At 50.4% G+C, this 19,271-nt stretch carries 18 protein-coding genes and 1 rRNA gene; 6 read left to right on the top strand and 13 right to left on the bottom strand.

Features of this window, described 5'->3' with window-relative positions; translation table 11 throughout:
* Positions 1–114, bottom strand: a 16S ribosomal RNA gene (locus AC1DF0_RS24300); the annotation flags it as partial.
* 391 nt (positions 115–505) lie between these two features.
* On the opposite strand from AC1DF0_RS24300, the gene AC1DF0_RS24295 reads away from it, so the two are divergent.
* Together AC1DF0_RS24295 and AC1DF0_RS24290 are read left to right on the top strand one after the other, a co-directional pair.
* A complete protein-coding gene (locus tag AC1DF0_RS24295) occupies positions 506–712 on the top strand; it encodes a hypothetical protein (RefSeq protein ID WP_442051399.1) in 207 nt (68 codons plus the stop codon).
* Between the two features lie 70 nt (positions 713–782).
* Positions 783–1,652 carry a DUF4358 domain-containing protein gene (locus AC1DF0_RS24290; RefSeq protein WP_477575615.1) on the top strand — a complete coding sequence of 290 codons (870 nt, stop codon included), beginning with the start codon at positions 783–785 and terminating at the stop codon, positions 1,650–1,652.
* A 110-nt stretch (positions 1,653–1,762) separates the two neighbouring features.
* Here the strand turns inward: AC1DF0_RS24290 and AC1DF0_RS24285 are convergent, their stop codons facing one another.
* From AC1DF0_RS24285 to AC1DF0_RS24260, 6 genes are all read right to left on the bottom strand, one after another.
* Positions 1,763–2,005: a DUF7667 family protein gene (locus tag AC1DF0_RS24285; protein ID WP_477575627.1), complete on the bottom strand. Its 243-nt coding sequence runs from the start codon at positions 2,003–2,005 to the stop codon at positions 1,763–1,765.
* Between the two features lie 149 nt (positions 2,006–2,154).
* Positions 2,155–3,102, bottom strand: coding sequence for a helix-turn-helix transcriptional regulator (locus tag AC1DF0_RS24280; protein WP_442051401.1), 948 nt, complete (start codon positions 3,100–3,102; stop codon positions 2,155–2,157).
* A gap of 181 nt (positions 3,103–3,283) precedes the next feature.
* On the bottom strand, positions 3,284–5,164 hold the full coding sequence (gene htpG / locus AC1DF0_RS24275) for a molecular chaperone HtpG (RefSeq protein ID WP_477575612.1): 1,881 nt from the start codon (positions 5,162–5,164) through the stop codon (positions 3,284–3,286).
* A 123-nt stretch (positions 5,165–5,287) separates the two neighbouring features.
* Entirely contained in the window at positions 5,288–6,400 is a 1,113-nt protein-coding gene (locus AC1DF0_RS24270) for a GerAB/ArcD/ProY family transporter (RefSeq protein ID WP_477575610.1), read from the bottom strand.
* Entirely contained in the window at positions 6,397–7,581 is a 1,185-nt protein-coding gene (locus tag AC1DF0_RS24265) for a Ger(x)C family spore germination protein (RefSeq protein WP_442051404.1), read from the bottom strand. The genes AC1DF0_RS24270 and AC1DF0_RS24265 overlap by 4 nt, the downstream gene beginning before the upstream one ends.
* A 5-nt stretch (positions 7,582–7,586) precedes the next feature.
* The gene (locus AC1DF0_RS24260) at positions 7,587–9,107 is read right to left on the bottom strand and encodes a spore germination protein (RefSeq protein WP_477575608.1); all 1,521 of its coding nucleotides are present in this window, start codon (positions 9,105–9,107) and stop codon (positions 7,587–7,589) included.
* A gap of 104 nt (positions 9,108–9,211) precedes the next feature.
* On the opposite strand from AC1DF0_RS24260, the gene AC1DF0_RS24255 reads away from it, so the two are divergent.
* Positions 9,212–9,394, top strand: coding sequence for a hypothetical protein (locus tag AC1DF0_RS24255; RefSeq protein WP_477575606.1), 183 nt, complete (start codon positions 9,212–9,214; stop codon positions 9,392–9,394).
* 148 nt (positions 9,395–9,542) lie between these two features.
* On the opposite strand, the gene AC1DF0_RS24250 is transcribed toward AC1DF0_RS24255, so the two are convergent.
* The gene (locus tag AC1DF0_RS24250; RefSeq protein ID WP_477575604.1) at positions 9,543–11,015 is read right to left on the bottom strand and encodes a serine hydrolase domain-containing protein; all 1,473 of its coding nucleotides are present in this window, start codon (positions 11,013–11,015) and stop codon (positions 9,543–9,545) included.
* 207 nt (positions 11,016–11,222) lie between these two features.
* On the bottom strand, positions 11,223–12,152 hold the full coding sequence (locus AC1DF0_RS24245) for a cation diffusion facilitator family transporter (RefSeq protein WP_442051408.1): 930 nt from the start codon (positions 12,150–12,152) through the stop codon (positions 11,223–11,225).
* A 290-nt stretch (positions 12,153–12,442) separates the two neighbouring features.
* Here AC1DF0_RS24245 and tatC point away from each other — a divergent pair, with 290 nt between their 5' ends.
* Positions 12,443–13,174 (top strand): twin-arginine translocase subunit TatC, encoded by a 732-nt coding sequence (gene tatC, locus AC1DF0_RS24240; RefSeq protein ID WP_442051444.1) that lies wholly within the window; start codon positions 12,443–12,445, stop codon positions 13,172–13,174.
* 63 nt (positions 13,175–13,237) lie between these two features.
* Complete coding sequence (locus tag AC1DF0_RS24235) at positions 13,238–13,444, top strand: twin-arginine translocase TatA/TatE family subunit (RefSeq protein ID WP_337104243.1); 207 nt, start codon at positions 13,238–13,240, stop codon at positions 13,442–13,444.
* Positions 13,445–13,520: 76 nt separating this feature from the next.
* On the opposite strand, the gene AC1DF0_RS24230 is transcribed toward AC1DF0_RS24235, so the two are convergent.
* Entirely contained in the window at positions 13,521–15,236 is a 1,716-nt protein-coding gene (locus AC1DF0_RS24230; RefSeq protein WP_442051409.1) for a GMC family oxidoreductase, read from the bottom strand.
* Positions 15,237–15,271: 35 nt separating this feature from the next.
* Positions 15,272–16,051, bottom strand: coding sequence for a gluconate 2-dehydrogenase subunit 3 family protein (locus AC1DF0_RS24225; RefSeq protein ID WP_442051410.1), 780 nt, complete (start codon positions 16,049–16,051; stop codon positions 15,272–15,274).
* A gap of 229 nt (positions 16,052–16,280) precedes the next feature.
* Between AC1DF0_RS24225 and AC1DF0_RS24220 the strand changes: the two genes are divergently transcribed.
* The gene (locus AC1DF0_RS24220; RefSeq protein WP_442051411.1) at positions 16,281–16,973 is read left to right on the top strand and encodes a hypothetical protein; all 693 of its coding nucleotides are present in this window, start codon (positions 16,281–16,283) and stop codon (positions 16,971–16,973) included.
* Between the two features lie 302 nt (positions 16,974–17,275).
* Here AC1DF0_RS24220 and AC1DF0_RS24215 read toward each other — a convergent pair whose 3' ends face one another.
* Positions 17,276–17,899: an SGNH/GDSL hydrolase family protein gene (locus tag AC1DF0_RS24215; protein WP_442051412.1), complete on the bottom strand. Its 624-nt coding sequence runs from the start codon at positions 17,897–17,899 to the stop codon at positions 17,276–17,278.
* A 22-nt stretch (positions 17,900–17,921) separates the two neighbouring features.
* The gene (locus AC1DF0_RS24210; protein ID WP_477575600.1) at positions 17,922–19,265 is read right to left on the bottom strand and encodes an FAD-dependent oxidoreductase; all 1,344 of its coding nucleotides are present in this window, start codon (positions 19,263–19,265) and stop codon (positions 17,922–17,924) included.
* Between the last annotated feature and the right edge of the window lie 6 nt (positions 19,266–19,271).

Here is a 19,271-nt window from a genome sequence, read left to right as displayed (position 1 = left end):
TGTTACTCACCCGTCCGCCGCTAAGTTATCCCCGAAGGAATAACCCCGCTCGACTTGCATGTATTAGGCACGCCGCCAGCGTTCGTCCTGAGCCAGGATCAAACTCTCCATAAAGGTGTTTGACTTGCTCAAAAACTTTTTATTGCTTTTAGTCAGAAGCCGAAGCTTCTTAACTGGCAGTTTCGCTCGTTGTTCAGTTTTCAAAGAACAATCTTTTCTTTCGTGTCGACCGTGTGTTTCTCTCGGCCAGAAATAGAATATACCATGGCTTGTCCTGTTTGGTCAAGCTTTTTTAAAAACTTTTTTAACCTGAAGCAAAATCAATTGAATCGTTCATTTCGCCTTTCTCATTTTAATACTTTCTTTCCTGAATTTCAACTCCCCACGAAACAAATGATTGCTTTTCTGCAATATAGTTAACCCATATGAGCTTTCATGATATAGGAACAAACCACCGACGTGTGATATACTGCAAAGCAAATATAAAGCTTTGGAGGCATAAACGATGAAGATTTTTGTTATTCTTTCTTTTAATGAAGAAGACGGTATGGAGAATGTATATGTAGGTACAGATGAGGAGAAAGCTCTTTCCTTCAAACCTGAGGACTTCGACAATTGCGATGCCCTATTCGTGGAGATCTGGGATGAAAGCGGCAAGACAGATGATTTCCGCCTAGAACATGAACTTGCAAACGAACCTGCAAGCGAGTAATAAAATGAATGCAACCTTTTGTCCACGCTCGCCGTCTAGTTGTTGAAAAAAACTGCGAGGGGACTACATAATGACTTACAACAGCAAGAAATGGACCAAGCTTACAGCGATCATTATCGCATGCTCCATTGTTATGGCAGGCTGCGGTACGAATTCCAATGATTCGGCGAACGCCAACAACAGCAACAAAGGCAGCAACAGTGCAGTGACCGAATCGAATTCCAACAGTAATGGAGCGGCAAACGACACAGCATCGGACGCGCCCGATTCGGATGCATCTAGCTCCGAAAGCGATACACCTGCTTCTGACGCACCGGAGCTGGGAACTGCTACTGATAAACCGACGGAAACACCGGCAGTGGAAAAGAATGCAACTAGCCCAACGGCTAAACCAACGGCCAAGCCGACAGCGAAGCCAACTGCCAAACCGACAGCCAAACCAACTGCTAAACCTACGGCTAAGCCGACAAATAAACCAAGCGCAACGACTAAGCCAACACAGAAGCMAGTCGCTACACCGAAACCAAAGCCAACGGAGAAGCCCGAAGTATCTGTTAGCGTTTCCGATATCATTGCCAAAATCACAACAGACATTGAATTCGGACCTCTCGCAACAGCAGAAGGCGAGCTCGTTAAGGACATTTACGGTATTGATCCCGAAAAGCTTCTAACCGATGGCGTATTCAAGCAAGCCATGATGAATGTTAAAGCAACTGAGCTTGTTGTCGTGAAGCTTAAGACTGATAAGGACTACGCTACTGTGCAAGAAGCGTTCGACAACCGCGCAGCCAGCATTATCAAAACATTCGAAACGTACTTGCAAGATCAATATGAGGATGCAAAAAACTATCAGATCATTCGCAACGGCAATTACGTTCTGTTCTCCATATCGCATGACCAAAAAACGATTGCGACCATTTTCAACGACTTTTTCAAATAAGCTCAATGAACGAACAAGGCTCTGGCCATTATGCCAGAGCTTTTGCTTTTGCTAATAAGGCTACTCTAAAACAAAAAGAGCCTTACGGCTCTCCTGTCTTCGTCTAACTATTAAAGCAGCTTAGACTCCACTTGTTCAATCTTGACGCAAATGTCCTGCTGCCATTCCATGTCCCCGCTATCGTGAGCAACAAAGGCAAGCGACTTCAAACAATCCAGCTTGAACACCAAATCAAAATTAACGGCTAAGCAATGGTCAAGCTCCAGCTTCTCTGCCTGCGTGAGAATATGATACCCACCAAGCCGCTTTGCTTTGTGCGTAAGCTCCGCGAGACGGCGATGTACGGGATGTATGCCGATCAGAGCGCATCGCCTCCTTCTTGTTGCATGTTCTCACCGAGCTACGTTGTATGTACACAGGTGATTGCCCCTATTATTTCCGTTTTCAAGTGTCGGCAAACCGTACTCGCACATTCGTTCATAAAAGACTGACTTAACAGCAGTTAGTACATATCCGTCCACGCGTGCAATTGCTGCTTCAAGGCGTCTCTCGCTGATTGCGGTTCGATAACCTCGGCCGCCGGTCCGTATTGCAATACCCACTTCATAAATTCCTTTTCATTGTTCACTGTCACTTCGAATAGGAGTGAGCCATCCGGCAGATCCTTCATGCGCGGTTGCACGAATAGCTCCTCCTCCTTGATGTACCTCGCTATCTCAGCCGAGAAGCGTACCTTGAACACTGTATTTTTGTCGCCGCGATCGATCGACCACGTGTTTTTCAAATATTTCCGAATGTTGAATCGGCTCTTATCGAATCTTTGGTCGGTTAACGCGACATTCATGAACCGACTAACTCGGAACGTACGAATATCCTTTTTCAAATGGCAATAACCAATCATATAAAAACGTTGATCGCGCGGCACGAGATAATACGGGTCGATTCGCCTCTCCGTCGTTTCGTTGCGAGATTGCGTATGATAGACGGTGTCGATAGACCGCTGCTCGAGTGCTGCTTGAAGAATCGGCTGCAGCAGGTTTTTGCTCTCCTTGCGATAAGCCGGCGTACCCATCTGAATGATGTCGGCTATGCTCTCCATCATGCTGTTCTGCTGCGACTTCTCCTTCTTATGCGTCGCCATCACTTTATCGTAAGCGGTATCGAAGCCGGGCGGAAGTTTATCCTTATCCAGCACTGAGGGGAGCAACGAAAAAACAAGCGACTCCTGCTCCGAGAAGTCCAACGGGTACATAAAAAACTTGCCTAGAAATCGGTACCCCGTTCCTCTGCCGTCGTTAGTCAACGGTGCGATGTGATCGATTAGCTCCAAATCGCGATATACGGTTCGAATCGTAACATTGCATTTCAGCGCTAGATCAGCGGCTGTAATACCGGGGTTCGTCTGAATCGCGTTAATCATATTGAACACTCGAATGATTTTATCTACCATACTGATCTCCTCGTTCTATCAGATTCATAACCTATTCTAGCATACAGTCTATGAATGCCGTGGGAAAAAATGCTAATTACCGAAAGAGAACAATATCTTGCAGACTTTTATTGCAACAGAAAAAACAAATACCCCAATCTCGCTGCAGCAGCTAAGATTGAGGCATTTGGACTAAGCTATGTTAAACCATGATTTTGCACATATCGTTGGTGAATTCGACCGGATCCTGGATCGGCAAGCCTTCGATGAGAAGCGCTTGATTATAGAGCAGGCTTGTGTACAGGCCCAGCTTCTCTTTGTCGGTTTCGAACGCTGACTTCAGCTTCGCGTAGATTTCGTGATTCACGTTAATCTCCAGCACCTTGTCTGCTTTCACATCTTGGCCGCTAGGCATCGCTTGGAGCACCTTCTCCATCTCAATCGTAACCTCGCCCTCAGCGGACAAGCACACCGGATGGGATTTCAGACGTTTCGAAGCTTTGACCTGCTTCACCTTGTCCGTCAGCAGGCTCTGCATGTAAGCGAACAGCTCCTTGCTGTCGTTCTCTTCCGCTTCGTTCTTCTCGTCCTTGACATCGGCCTCGATGCCCAAGTCGCCGCTCGATACGGACTTGAACTCTTTGTCCTTGTATTTCGCAATAATTTTGATTGCGAACTCATCGATATCGTCGGTGAAGTACAGGATTTCGTAACCTTTGTCGGAAACAAGCTCCGTCTGCGGAAGCTTCTCGATGCGTTCGATCGATGGGCCAGTCGCGTAGTAAATGTACTTCTGATCTTCCGGCATTCTGGAGATGTACTCATCCAGTGTGACTTGCTTCTTCTCTTTGGAAGAGTAGAACATCAGCAAGTTCTGCAGGTCATCCTTGTTCATGCCATAATCATTGTATACGCCGAACTTAAGCTGTCTGCCGAAAGACTTGTAGAAGCTTTCATACTTCTCGCGTTCTTCCTTCAGCAAGCTTTGGAGCTGCGACTTGATCTTGTTCTTAATATTCTTGGCAATCAGCTTCAACTGGCGGTCATGCTGCAGCAGCTCGCGGGAAATATTAAGCGACAGGTCCTCGGAATCGACCATCCCTTTCACGAAGCTGAAATAGTCCGGCAGCAGGTCCGCGCACTTGTCCATAATAAGTACGCCGTTGGAATAGAGCTCAAGCCCTTTCTCGTATTCCTTCGTATAATAATCGAATGGCGTGTTCTCCGGAATGAATAGAATCGCATTATACACGACTGCGCCATCCGCGCTCACATGGATATGCTTAAGCGGTTTGTCGAAGCCGTAACGCTTCTCGAAGTAGAAGTTCTCGTAGTCCTCGGCTGTCAGTTCGTTTTTGTTGCGGCGCCAGATCGGCACCATGCTGTTGACGGTCTGCTCCTCTTGGTACTCCTCGAACTCGTTCTCGCTGCCTTCCTTCGGACGCGAGCCCTTGATATCCATCTTAATCGGATAACGAATGAAGTCCGAATATTTCTTAATAACGGAGCGAAGGCGATACTCTTCGAGGAATTCATCATAGTTGTCGTCTTCGGTGTTTGGCTTGATTGTCAAAATAATATCTGTACCAACCGTTACTTTCTCGCCTGCCTCAATCGTATAACCGTCCGCTCCTGTGGACTGCCATACAAAAGCCTCGTCGCTGCCGAACGTGCGGGAAACAACCGTAACTTCATCGGCTACCATGAATGCGGAATAGAAGCCTACCCCGAACTGACCGATAATGTTATGGCCGTCCTTCGCTTCATTCTCTTTCTTGAAAGCAAGCGATCCGCTCTTCGCGATAACGCCGAGATTGTTCTCCAAGTCCTCCTTCGTCATGCCGATCCCCGTGTCCGAGATCGTCAAGGTACGGCTCTCCTTGTCCGCCGTTACTTTAATGAAGTAATCTTCTTTGTTGAACACGAGACCGTCGTCGGCTAGTGCTTTATAATACATTTTATCAATCGCATCGCTGGCATTCGAAATCAGTTCCCGGAGGAAAATTTCTCTCTGCGTATAGATGGAGTTAATCATCATCTCCAGCAGTCGTTTCGATTCGGCTTGAAATTGCTTCTTCGTCATTAATGAAATGCTCCCTTCCAATCTTTCTTTTACGCTTAGCACTCAATCAATAAGAGTGCTAATTCTTCCTTTTATATACCATAACTGCTTTTTCGATGTCAATACGAATGGGGTAATTCCGAGCTAGGCGTTAGCTTGTTTCTTCTTCAGATTCTTGCCAAACATCATCCGCAGCGCCAGCATCAGCAATGGAAGTCCGAAGGCAATGGGCAGGGAGATTATCGGCCAATATTGTTCCAAATATTCCATGGCACGGAAGTGATCCTCTACGATCCAGTAACCGAAAATGCCGAGAATAAGGCTGGCAGGCAAAATCATCGTTTTGCTTTTTTTAAGGCCAAATATTCGAGCTGCGCTGACATATGTACCATAAACGCAAAACATGACCATGAACAGCATCGACAACGAATAGCAGGCGATCATAATCATTTCATACCGTTGCAAAAAGTTACCGATATGGGCATTGCGGGCAAGCTTCATGCATGCGAGCGTATATTGGCTCGTTACTTCCGCAGACAGCACAGCCGCCTCTAGAATCGCCCAGATCGAAATCATAACGCCGCTCACAACGATGCCCGCCATCCCCAGCATGCCGCCGCGCTTCTTCACATCCTTGACGAAAGGAAACAACAGCGCCGCCAGCATCGTAGACATGGCCCAGTCCGAATCGAATTGCAAACTGGCCAAAGCCGTACGCGGAAACCCGTGCTCCAGCACCGGCAATAGGTTTAGAATATCGAATTCTTTTAATGAACCGATGATGATCATTACGTTTAGCAGGAATATAAACAGCAGTCCAACGAGCGCAAGCCTTGCCATTACTTCAAGCCCGTAGTAGCAGCCGATTGCACCGACAAGCAGCGAGGCAATGACGAACAGCGAGATAGGCGCTTCCGGCAAAAAATATTCCTGAAGATGATAGACGAACGTTATCATGACTGGACCGATCGCCCCCAAGTAGAAGAGGAAGATGAGCAGCGCTACGATCTTGGCGAACCATTTCCCAAGCAAAGCTTGTCCGAGCCCGATAAAATCCAAATGAGGCGTCTTCTTGATAGCGAGATACGTGAGGTACATTATGACGATGCCTTGCAAGGTTCCGATCAGCGTAGCGATCCACATATCTTGACCAATGCTCCGCGCAAGCACGCCTTCCGTTACGCCAATTGCTTTGACGAAGATCAGATTGACGATCATGGCGATGAACATGCCGTTCGAGATTTGAATTTTGGTCATTTGATCCCCTTTCTGGCCGCCTTAACCACTGCCGTCTTAATCGTCGTATGGACCTCAATGCTCGTCCCAGCTTCGGAGAAAATCTCGTCCCAATTAGAACTGAATAGCTTCCACTCCATGGGGTAGTGATTACGGAATACGTCGCCGAACTTCAAGAAGTCGGAGTGGTATTGCTTCTGGGCTTTCCCAATGACATCCTCGATCTTAGCCTTCATCAGCTGTTTCAGGTGCGCCTCCATCTCTTTCCGCAACACGGTAACCGATTGGGTACAACCGTTCTCGACGATATCCGCTTTCGACTTCAGTCGAATATGAAAAAATGGCCGATCGTCCTTAAGCGTCGGCTTCACCTGCAAATCTGCCTCGTCAAATTCTATCGACATGTACCCCTTTTTATCCGGACAAGGAACGACTTCGATTCCGCTCTTCAACCGCTCTAGCAAAAAGAGCAGTCCCCTTGTCTCCTTCACGTTCAGCCAACCTACCATACTGTCTCCCTTGAACGCTGCCGCTCCCGCCAGTTCGACTTGCATCAGCGAACCGTGCTGCTCGGGCTTCTTATTAGAGATGCCTCGCGGGACAAGCGTAAGCTTAGCAATGACGGGGTTAGTGGAACTGCTAAGAAACGACTCCTCCAAAATCATCATGTTCGTGCCTGGCGCCTGTCCGACAACATCATTATCGCGAAACAGCCGATCGACCGCTTCGCCAGGCACTACTGCAAGTCCTGTAATCGTGGAAATCAGTTCGCCCGGTTCGTCAGGCGTGACAGCAACCCACGTATTCATGCGCAGCTCGTGATTGCGGGTGAAGAAATCGACCATATCCGAAATGCCTCGTTTCGCATATTTCTCATTCATGACAATGAGAAAATTATGTGCCCAGTACACTCTCCGGGAGGTGAATCTCCCCAAGTTGCGAATGGCTTCGAATATCGTTCGCCCTTCGCTGCTGACCGAATAGATCGGCTCTCCCGTTCCGCCTGCCGGCGCGCCCGTCTGCCCTCTCGCATCCGCAGGACGGATAATCTGCACCGACAGCTTCACTGAACCCGGTGCTTCTCCTACATCTAAACCGACAGCCGTCACAAGCGCCAGCTCATTGATTTGCCGTTGTCCCATGCATGAAGTAAGCAGCAGCAGGACGATCATCACTAGGAATCGCTTCATTAATCGTTGCATTATTATCATTCCTCTGGTGGCTGCGGCATCATATTATTAGCCATCCGTTTGCTGTCCTGCGCAAAGCCAGGCCGCTGATCCATCATCCATATCGGTAGTCTAAGCAGCATATCGCGTTGATCCTGCGGGCGGAACGGACTGGCAGGCGTCATGAACGATTCGCCGAAGGAGCGAATGGATAGCGCGTGCAGCAGCAGCGCGAAGAACATCGTCGCGAAACCAAGCAAGCCGAACAAGCCTGAAGCGAGCAATAATGGGAAACGCACGATTCGTATAGCGAGAGACGAAGAATAGCTCGGGATTGCGAAGGATGATATGCCTGTAATCGCCACGACAATAACCATGAACGGCGATACGAGTCCAGCCTGTACGGCAGCTTGTCCGATAATGAGCGAGCCGACGATACTGACCGCTTGTCCGATAGGCTTCGGCATGCGCAGCCCCGCTTCCCTCATTAATTCGAAAGCAAGCTCCATAATGATTGCCTCCAGCAGCACAGGGAAGGGGACGACCTCGCGGCCGGATGCTATCGTCAGCGCCAGCGAAGTCGGAATCATCTCATGATGGAACGAGACGAGCATGACATAGAAGGACGGAAGCGTGAGGCTGATGATGAAAGCCATGTAACGTACAAGTCGGAAGAAGGTGCCTACCCAGTACCGGTTGTAATAATCGTCAGGCGCCTGAAAGTATTGCCAGAAGAAGGTCGGAACAACTAAAACGACAGGCGTATTGTCGACGAATATGGCTACTCTTCCTTCAAGCAATGCGGAAGCTACCTTATCGGGACGCTCGGTACTCTGTATGGTATTGAAAGGAGACAGCGGCGAGTCCTCGATCAGCTCCTCGATATTGCCGCTCTCCAGAATCGCGTCGATACGAATATGTTCGAGCCTCTTCATCACTTCATCGACAAGGCCTTCCTTCACCAAATCATCGATATAAGCGATATTTATTTCCGTTCGGGTACGCGTGCCGATAACCATGCCTTTAATCCGCAAATTCGGATCTTTAATGCGCCTGCGAACTTGTGTCGTATTGATGCGAATGCTCTCCGTGAAGCCGTCCCTTGGGCCGCGCACATTGTTCTCAGACGACGGCTCCTCGACGCTTCGCTCTTGCCAGCCCTTCGTGCATACGATAATAGCTTCATCCAAGCCATCAACGACGATAAGCGTGTCACCCGACAATATACCCGATATCCCGCTCTCAAGGCTTGGACACTGCTTTGCTGATGCGTTGTACAGGAAGTTCGAGATGACCGATTCGGCAGTCTTATAATCGCTGGGGTCCAAGTGGAGCTCATTGCCGGTCACGACCAGTGTCCTTAATATCATATCGATGACCGACGTATCGACCATCCCATCTAGAAACCAGCAAATTGCCGGATGGTCACGATTGCCGCATAAGTTGATCTCTCGTCTTTGAATATCCTCGCTTTGCCCTAGAATCTCGTCGAGCAAAGCTGCATTTGCCGACAAAGATGTCACGAAAGGCCCTTTCAGCTTATCTTGTGCAACTGACACTATCGCCGCCTCCTAGCTTGATCGTATATCTTGTAAATCATTGGATTACAATAACGAGGTCGAATTATAGAAATCCGAATGAGCTACAGAAAGGAGCAGCACGCTTGAACCTCGACTTCTACCACTCGTGGCTCTACCTTCACCTCATTAACACGGAATGGTTCATGTGGGTCATCGTTTATGTCGTACTCGGCATCAATATATTGCTGCCGTTAATTGTGTGGTACGCGATGCGCGGGAAAGAGATTTTACGCAGCTATCTCAAGCATAAGAAACAACAGCATTAATCTCATTCCCGCCCTAAATATTTTCCCACGGTGAAGGAATTATTATCCGCCTTTTCCATACGAAGCCTGCAGGGAGCATGACAAAGGCGCGAAGCATAAGCTTCGCGCCTTAATTAGGCTACTATCGTATGCAGCCAACATATCATTCTCATTCGAGCACACCAGCAACCTCATAATCTTCCATGGTCAATGATACGTTCATCTTATGCTGTATCAAGATTGACTCTTCCGCGATGACAACACGATAGGTCACTACATAGGGCGTTTCAATATATAATAAAGTAAGCATTAAACTATCGGTTCCCTCCCAGCGGGCATGGGTCACGACTTGCTGCTCATGCCATGCCAGATCTTTGATAAACATATCTTTAATATGCAGTGTTTTATTAAAATCGAATTTCAGACGCCGCTCTTTGCCTTCCAAAAAATGAAGCAACATGACGAACTCGTCTTTGTTTTGCTCGAACTGTACCCGTATGGGAGGTCGCTTCGAATCCTGCAAATAGTTATCGTGGCTTGCCCCTCGCGTGATTCGGTAGCTGCGTTTATGTAAATTCATTTGTTGACCGCGATGGTTCGGAAGCTCTTGGAGCGGATACGCCATTTGAGCTAAGCGATACTGCAATTCTGAATAATGGCTTCGGTTAAGCAGGGAAGTACCGCTTGCTTCTATTGAATCAATAATAAACGCATAGATCAGATCAAGCAGCTCCTGTAACCGGTTCATGCTTTTGAAGCTTGCTGTCACCGCTATTACGAGCCTTTGCTTAGGTGCAACGAAGCATAATTGACCGAATGAGCCGTCTCCCCGATAACAGCCTCCGCGGCACAAATGAAACTGATAGCCGTATCCTTGCGAGGAGTCGACGCGGTCACTCCAGCCGCTATTATCGCTTTGAAAGTTTGTCGCGAGTTCAATATACTGCTCTGAAACGATTCTTCTCCCCCTGTAAATGCCTTTGTCCAGCAGCATTTGACCGAACTTGGCGACGCTGCTGGTAGATAGGCTCAGCCCCATTCCGCCAGCCGTTATGCCCATCGGACATGTCTCCCAATCCGGTTTTGGAATGTTTAGAGGAATGAATAAACGAGGCATCAAGAACGCAACGAGGCCTTGTCCTGCTGCTTTCTCAACGATTGCCGAAAGCATATACGTGCAATGCGTACTGTATCGATAATAACTGCCAGGCTTGTGCTGAACCTCCTGCGCGAGGAAGGCGCGAACCCAATCCCGCTCCGCCGCTACGGCGTTATAAATATTGTCCTCATGCCCTGCGTTCATGGACAGCAAATGATGGATCGTCATAGCTGCAAGATTATCCGAGACGAATGGCGGAGATCGATCCGGGAAATACGAAATGACCGTATCGTCTAGGCGGATCAAGCCTTCGTCCCAAGCGATGCCGACCGCTATCGAAGTGAAGCTCTTGCTTAACGAATAGAGCAATTGGGGACATTCATCACGATATGGAGCGCGCCAAAAACGGGTGGTGGCTTTGCCGTCCTGCAGCAATACGAGGCTATTTACTTCAAGTTCTCTTCGTTCAACCTCATTCAAGAAATCAAGCAAAACGCGTGAGCTTAACATATGATTTTCAGGAAAATCGCATGCCAGTTCCAATGAAACCACTCCTGCTATTCAATATCAACTAAAGCCGAGCGTCATTACGCCTGCCGTAAATAAGGAATGCCTCAGCTACCATTAATAACCTCAACCTTTTCCCTTAAAATGGTGCCTTCTAAACCATCGTAGCATCTGTCTGTGTCGATTGACTATCGCTATTTTTTTCGGTTATCTAGCTAAAATAAAAAAAGCAGTCACTGCCCGCTATTCGCTTAAGCGGGGTGACTGCTTCATCTCGCCCTCATCCTCGTACCAAGGATTCAGGTGGATTAATACCTCTTCCACATCGTCATGCTGCTCCATAATGAGCGATTTAATTTTTCTAGAAACGTCATGTCCTTCTTGAATGCTCAGCTCGGCGGGCACACCTACGCGAACATCAATCATAATGTATCGTCCATGCTCCCTAGCGCGCAGCCGATCGATCCGCTTCACCTCAGTCACGGAAAAGACGAGCTCCTCATACTGATCCAGCTTTTCCGAAGAGACCATCTTGTCCATAAGCACATCGATAGCCTCGCGTCCCATGTCTGCCGCAAGCTTCAGGATCAAAGCCGCCACGATCAATCCCGCGATCGGATCGCCATACATAAGAATCGTGATACCGTAATGATCGCCGATCAATCCCGCTCCAATACCGACAACCGCAGCTATCGAGGCATACACGTCGGCCAGGTGGTCGTATGCCGTGGCGAGCAGACTCTTGTTATTCGTACGACGACCAAGACGAATGCAGTACACGTACAGCCACTGCTTCCAAATGAACGACACCGTTGCCGCAATCAGCGCAATGAAGCTCGCTTCCGCGGCTGGATGGAACATCGACTCCACGGAATGATACCCAATATACAGAGCAGCAATTAGCATGATCACGGCAACGATGGCCGATCCGATTACCTCTGCCTTCCCGTGTCCGTACGGATGATCGAAATCATGCGGCTTCTTGGCGATAACGGTTGCGCTCAATGCCGCTGCGGCAGCAACGACATCGCCTGCGTTATGTATGCCATCCGCTATTAGTACCTGGCTGCCTGCCAGTACGCCTACAATTAGTTTAATTGCTGTTAGAAACAGATTGCTAATCAGGCTGATTATGATTGCTGTCGTCCCCGTTTGCCTGCTCGGCTTCTCCATCGCTATCTCCTTCTGTCCGCGTTCCTAGTCTATCCTTTTTCAATACCTGATCCATTATACAAACAACCATTCATGTGGGTCTAGAGAAACAGTTTTGCAGCGAATAAGAAGTTTTAAGGCTGTACAATAGACTTTGAAGGCTCTAACTTTGTTGCTCCAGCGCAACTTCTATCGTTTCTTGTCGAGATTGGATTACAAAGCGCGTACGCGCATAACGACTTATGAAATGGTTATCCTAAAAATGCCATAGCGAATTTACCGATAGAACGCATGTAAAGCGGGGTGAGCTTATCGATATACAGGATGATCTGGTCAATCACTTAACGGAGCTGCGCAAAAGGCTGCTGATCGTGCTCGGCTGCTTCGTCGTCGCGATGAGCGGAGGTTTGTATGTATCGCCGGGCATACTCCGTTACATTAAGTCGGGCCCTACGGCCAGCGCAGTCGAATGGAATGTCTTCTCTTTCACGGACGGCTTGTTCATCTATTTGCGCTGCGCCTTCATCTTCGCCTTATTGTTCACGCTGCCGGTCCTTCTCTACCAGGCATGGGCATTCGTAAAACCCGGACTGAAGGAGTCGGAAGCGCGGGGAACGCTGGCTTATGTGCCCGTATCGTTCATGCTTTTCCTTACGGGCATCTCATTCAGTTACTTCCTTGTATTCCCGATGATGCTGAAGTTCATGATCGGAATGAACCAGAACGTCGGTGCTGTGGAAACGTACGGCATCGATCGTTATTTCACCTTTCTGTTCAGCGTCGTATTCCCGCTCGGAATCGCCTTCGAGATGCCGCTCATCATCTTGTTTCTGACAAGACTTGGGCTGCTGACACCGCAGCGGCTGCGAAACGTACGCAAGTATGCTTATGTTGGACTGGCTATTGTCGGAGCGTCCATCTCGCCGCCCGACTTCGTCTCCCACTTGTCCGTCACCGTACCGTTGCTGCTGCTATTCGAGATCAGCGTTCTTGTTTCCTGGCGATTCTCCAGAAGGATTGCCCCTGCCCCATCCGGAACGTAAGAATAGACCATTAATGCCCATTTCCATGACATGCTTAGGCATGCACTAAAGGAGAGTATTCACATGTTCAACAACATCGGCGTTTCAGGGCTCGTTATCATTCTCGTCATCGCGCTGATTGTCTTCGGCCCGGCCAAGCTTCCTCTGCTTGGACGCGCCTTCGGCGATACGCTGCGCGAATTCCGCAGCTCGACGCGCGGCATCGTGGATGACGACGGAGCCGCTTCAGCTTCGGATCGCAGCAAGGATGACGTGCAGAAGCTGTTATAGCTTTCGTCGTGCCAATAAGAAGGCCGCTCCCGCGTAGCTGCGAGAGCGGCCTTCTTCTTTATGTTCGCTTGCGGACTTAGACGAGCATACCGCCCTTCTCCCTGTACTTCATAATGCCTTCCGCCGTGCGATAAGCGAGCGCTCCAACCGTAGCTGTCGGGTTATAGCCGGCATTTTGCGGGAAGGAGCTTGCCCCCATCACGAAAACATTTTCGGCATCCCACATCTGGCAGTAATTATTTGTTGCCGAATCGGCAGGCGAAGCGCCCATGATGACGCCGCCTGTATTATGGGTCGATTGGTAGCTCATAATCTCGTATGGCCCAAGCTCCTTCAAATAGTCGATCTTATCCGCGCCCATTTCTTTCAAAATACCCGAGCATTTCTCCGCTAGAAACTTCGCCATCTCGCGATCTTGATCCTCGAAATCGAAGGTGATGCGAATAAGCGGATCGCCGAACGCATCCTTGTAGGTCGGATCAAGATCGAGAAAATGATGCTTGTACGCCATCGATGAACCTTGCGTGCCTACACCAAGCGTTCGATTCGCGTAGTAGACGGACTTCGCTTTGAAGTCCGCACCCCATGACGGCGTACCCGATGGCGTCGTATTGTTCTGAATCGGCCGCGCCCCCGTTTGGCTAAGCGAGATGACACCGCCATGGATGAACTTAAGATCGGAATGGTCGAAGTTGTCGCCATTGTAATCGTCGATCGATACGCCAAGCGCGCCAGCGCCTGCGAATGTATTGAACTGCTGCTTCTCGAAGAAGCCGGCGGCGCTGCCCTTAATGACCTGATACGCGTAATTGCGGCCGATTGCCCCCGTTCCCGTAGAAGGATCGTACGGCTTGCCGAGGTTCGACATAAGCAGCAGTCTTACATTATTGAACACATAGCTCGTCATGACAACGATGTCCGCTGGCTGAATAATATCCTCGCCTGTCGTTACGTCCGTATACATGACGCCGGTTGCTTTGCCGCCCTTATGTAGAATACGACGTACGTTGGAATGCGTCCGAATCTCGAACTTGCCTGTTTTGTTCGCTACCGGGATAACCGTTACGACCGGATCGGCCTTCGCTCCATATTCGCACCCGAACCGCTCGCAGTAACCGCAATATTGGCAGGCCGCCCGCGAGATGCCGTCAGGGTTGGTGTAGTCCTGCGACAGATTGGCAGAAGGCATCATGTACGGCTTCAGCTTAAGTCGGGTAGTCGCTTCATGGAACATCGTCATCGCGGGCGATTTCTTCATCGGCGGCGTCGGATACGGATTGCTTCGTTTCCCGCCAAGCGGGTTTTCCTCGCCCGAGATGCCGGCCGTCTTCTCGAATTTGTCGAAATACGGTTCCAGCTCGTCGTAGGTAATTCCCCAATCCTGAATCGTCATTTCGGCCGGGATTTTGTTTTTCCCATACCGCTCGATCGTCTTGCTGCGAATTTGAAAATCATACGGCAAGAAACGGTATGTCTGCCCGTTCCAGTGTACGCCGGAGCCGCCAAGCCCGTCTCCGAGCAGGAACGAGCCGTATTGCCGCATGGGCAATGCGCGGATTTTCTCGTTACTGCGGAACGTAATCGTCTCCTTGGATAAATCCTGCATCATCTCGTAACGAAGGGCGTAACGCAGCTCGTCATGAACCATGTAATAATCTTCGGTCTTCCGTTCTTTGCCCCGTTCTAGACCGACGACATTCAAGCCTTGCTTCGTCAGCTCGGAGGCGATAATGCCGCCGCCCCAGCCAACCCCAACGATGACAACATCGGTCTTCGGTAATGTCTTGGCCATATCATGTAATCCTCCTCTATATGCAGTCGCAGATGTTAATGGCTCACCAAATGATCTTGTAGACTGCTCGGCTCGATTTTCGTAAATTCTTTTTCGATTACATCGAGATAGCCCATCTGATTGCCCGGATAATTACGCATCTTCCAGCCGCCCATATTGGCATTGCCTCCGTAAAGCGGATCGCTGTACGCGCCTTCGAGCGTACTGCTTCGCAGCATTTTGAAGAAGCTGCTTGCAGAGATCGTTGTCAGCTTCACCGTATCGCCCTCGAACGCTTTCAGCACCTCATCCTGCTGCTCCGGTGTCAGCTTCACGAAGCGCAATTGGTATTGCTGCTGGCTATAGTTCTCCAGCTCCCGAAGCCCGATCTCGAATATCTCGCGGCGCTTCAAGCGGCCCTGATAGCCTTGTTCCTTCTCGCCTGCGTAGAATGGCGGGGACATATAGTCCCGGCTGTTGAAGCCCCACTCCCCCGCAAGCTGGTGATCGAGGAAAAAGGCGATGCCAAGCGACTTAGCTCCAGGACCGGTGTCATCCTCGGGAAATATACGCTCCATCGCGCTATCGGCAATTTGGAACTGCTCTTGAGTGAAGAACATGAGCGCCTGGTTGTAGTTTTTCGGAGTAGCCGTCTGTTCGCCGCTTGGCTTACCCGGAGTAGTCTCCTCCGTCGTCTTCGGCTTAATAAGCGTGCCTAATGCTCCACCGACGACAAGACCGCCTAGCGCATAACCCGAGTTAACGAGAAACCGGCGTCTAGAGCTGCCGTCCACCGTCTTATTGCTAACTGCCTTCCGTTGATCGTTCTGTACCAATACTTGCACCTCCTGGTAATTGATTTCTTGAAATATAGGACAGTATATCGTTTCACTCCTATACATTCGCCTATATTTCTCCGGAATGAAACGAACTGCGCCGCCAATGGACGGCGTCAGCTGTTTCACCTTGATCCCTTTTATTATTTTCCAACAATCCATGAATATTCATTTGATGGAAAGGGTCATTATAAAAGCAGACCACTCACCTATGGAGGCTGATGATTGAATGATCGTTATGATGACCAAGCTGCTTACCGTGTCTGCTATCGTATTGACCGTTGCCGGATGCGCCAGCAGTATAACGGACGAACCGAAAACACATGTCCAGTCCGATCACGCCCAGCATGCAAAGATGCTTAGCAACCCCGACGTTATCCCGAGCGAGAACGGGCCGAAACAATTTACTACGAATAAGCAAGGCCATACGAGCAGCGGTATGGGTACTAATGTCTACAGCATGATCGGGAGCTCCGGGCTGAACGCGAGCGGCTTCTCCGCTCATCTCGAGTCAAGATTAAGCGGCGCCGGCATTCCCGATGTCCGCGTCTTCGTATTCGACGATACAGTCATTCTTGCAGCCGAGAAGCGCGAAGCTTCCGCATCGAAATACGATGCCGTGCAGCGCAAGCTGCTTGACCAAACCGAGGGCTTATCGAGCAAAGGCTACTCGCCGGGCACTGGACTTGGCGGCATGAACGGGACCGACCAAGGCTCGCACGACAATTTGTCGATGGCTGCTAGCCAGATCAAGACGTTCATCGGTGCCGACGTGAAGGTGCTTACCGTAACCGGACCGCGAGCTGTGCGGGCGATCGAGCAAATTCGGGAAGGCGCGCTGGCCGATAACATCTCGCCAGCTAGGTTGGCAGCCAGTTTCCGTACGCTGCTGGAGCTCGTGTTGGCCGGCAACGGGCAGTAACAGCAAAGAGGCCTACCCATGTGCGGAGTCAATGCTCCTTCATGGGTAGGCTTCTTTGTTTGTTAGGCTGTAAGTGCGTATGCGCGCTTACAGCCCAGCGTGTACGCAGGCCTCGTCGCTGTAAGGGCCTATTTGCGCTTACAACGTTCCTGATCGTTCTTGCGCAAGGGCCACTGGCCTGTAAGTGCATATGTGCACTTACAGCCCAGCGAGCTCGCGGGCTTCGTCGCTGTAAGAGCCTATGTGCTCTTATAACGCCAGCGAGCTAACTCGCCATCAACAGCGTACTCGCGATCAGCTCTCTATATCGTGCGGAGGAAGCCGATCGCTAGACTCGCGATACGCTCATGACCGGCTTCGTTCGGGTGCAAGCCGTCGGATGTAAAGTGAGGCAGCGTGACTGCGTTGAAACCGCTGACCGCATAGAGGTCAAGAACCGGAAGCGCGTAACGCTCGCCGATCGCTCTAACCGCCTGCACGTAATCGAGCAGCAGATGTCCGCATTCATTCGGCATCCGCGTATCGTAGCCGTCTTTGTCCCGCTGCAGCGGTGTCCAAAGGTTCACCCTGCACGATGGATCACGTGACAATATCCCTTCAATAAGCGCACAATAAGCGCCGATAAACGTAAGATCATCGTAATCATTGCTGGTGTTCGGAAGAAGCGTGCCGAGCGGCATACTCAAACGGTAGTCGTTCACGCCAGCGAATACAGTAATGCAATCGTAGCTATCAACCAGTCTGCGGCCAACGTTCACCGTCGCCCCTTCGTTCCGGTCGCTTCCCGCCGTCATCGGACATCCGCCTCGACCGTAGTTGCTCACCCTCCCGAAGCCAAGCGCCTCGGCTACGATCGGCTGATAGCCGTTCGCCTCCGTAATGCTATCGCCAAGTGTCGCCCAACTCTTGCCCATCCACCTATTCATCAGCCGCAATCCTTCCTTGCAATTATCCTAAATGTACGTTCGCTTCAAGCAGCTTCGCCTGAAGCTCTTTCACGTCCAGCTCATGCGGAGCGATGCCTTGTGCTGCCGCCATGCCGGCTGCCGTACCCGCCGCTTGTCCCGTCGCCATGCAGCTCGGCGTCAACCGTGTCGTTGCCAATGCTTCATGCGTCGTCGATATACAGCGGCCGGCGCTCAGCAAATTATCGATCCGCTGAGGTAACAGGCAGCGATAAGGGATATCGTAAGCGCCGTCGCCCTTCACCCAAGCGGCGGTTACCCCTTTGCCCGACGGATCGTGAATATCGATCGGGTAACCGCTGCGGGCAATGACATCGTCGAATCGCMGACCTTCCACCACATCGTCCACCTGCAGCACATACCTGCCGTCAATGCGGCGTGTCTCACGAATGCCGATCTGCGCGCCAACTTGCGAAATTGAAGCTTTCTCAAAGCCCGGCAGCTTGCGCGTCATGAAGTCGGCAACCATCATGACCTGTTTGCGGCCCAGTTCCTCTGCCTCCGTAAGCTCCTCCACATTCGTCCCATCCAGCCCTTGGACACGCGTCGTATTCACGAGCACCTCGTCATCATTCGGTCCGGTGAAGAACAGCACCTGATCGCGATTGATCGGCAGATCCGCTTCCTTCCAGTGCTTGAAGAAGCCCATAACACCGGATAACGGCAAGTCCGCCAGCTCGCTGAACGGCGTCTTATGATAGAACTCCTCCGGATGATCGAGCATGTACTGCTTCACTCGGCCAAGGTCAACGCCGCGCATCCGGAACTTCATCGTCATCGGCTGCGTCTTCCGGTCGCCGTCGCGTCCTTGCAAGCAAGGAGCGCCGGACAAGTAAGCGAGATCCGCATCGCCTGTCGTATCGACAAATATGCGTCCTCGCACGTCAATTCGACCTGATTTCGAAGTCAGCTGCACGGAGCGAATGCGGTCTCCGTCCATCTCTACCGAATCGACGAAGCTGTGCAAGATCAGCTTCACGCCCGCTTCCCTCAACATTTCCACTGCCAACAGCTTATACACCTCAGGATGATACGGCGTAATCGTATGCACGAACCCGACCGTATCCCTTACATGTCCTGGCGATGCGTTCATCGCACCCAGCCTATCGATGATTTCCTGCGCAATGCCGTAAATCACCTGCTTGCCGTCCACCGTATGATACGTCATCCAAGGGTAGACAAGCGCAGCTGTCGACATGCCGCCGATAAATCCATAACGCTCTATCAATATCGTTGATGCCCCCGTTCGTCCTGCCGCGATCGCCGCATTCACCCCAGCCGGACCGCCTCCGACGACGACAACATCAGCTTCCAATACCTTAGTCATTGCATT

Source organism: Paenibacillus sp. 05T425, from assembly GCF_056396205.1.
The sequence above is the reverse complement of the archived record's forward strand: the minus strand, read 5'-3'. Positions and strand labels throughout refer to the sequence as shown.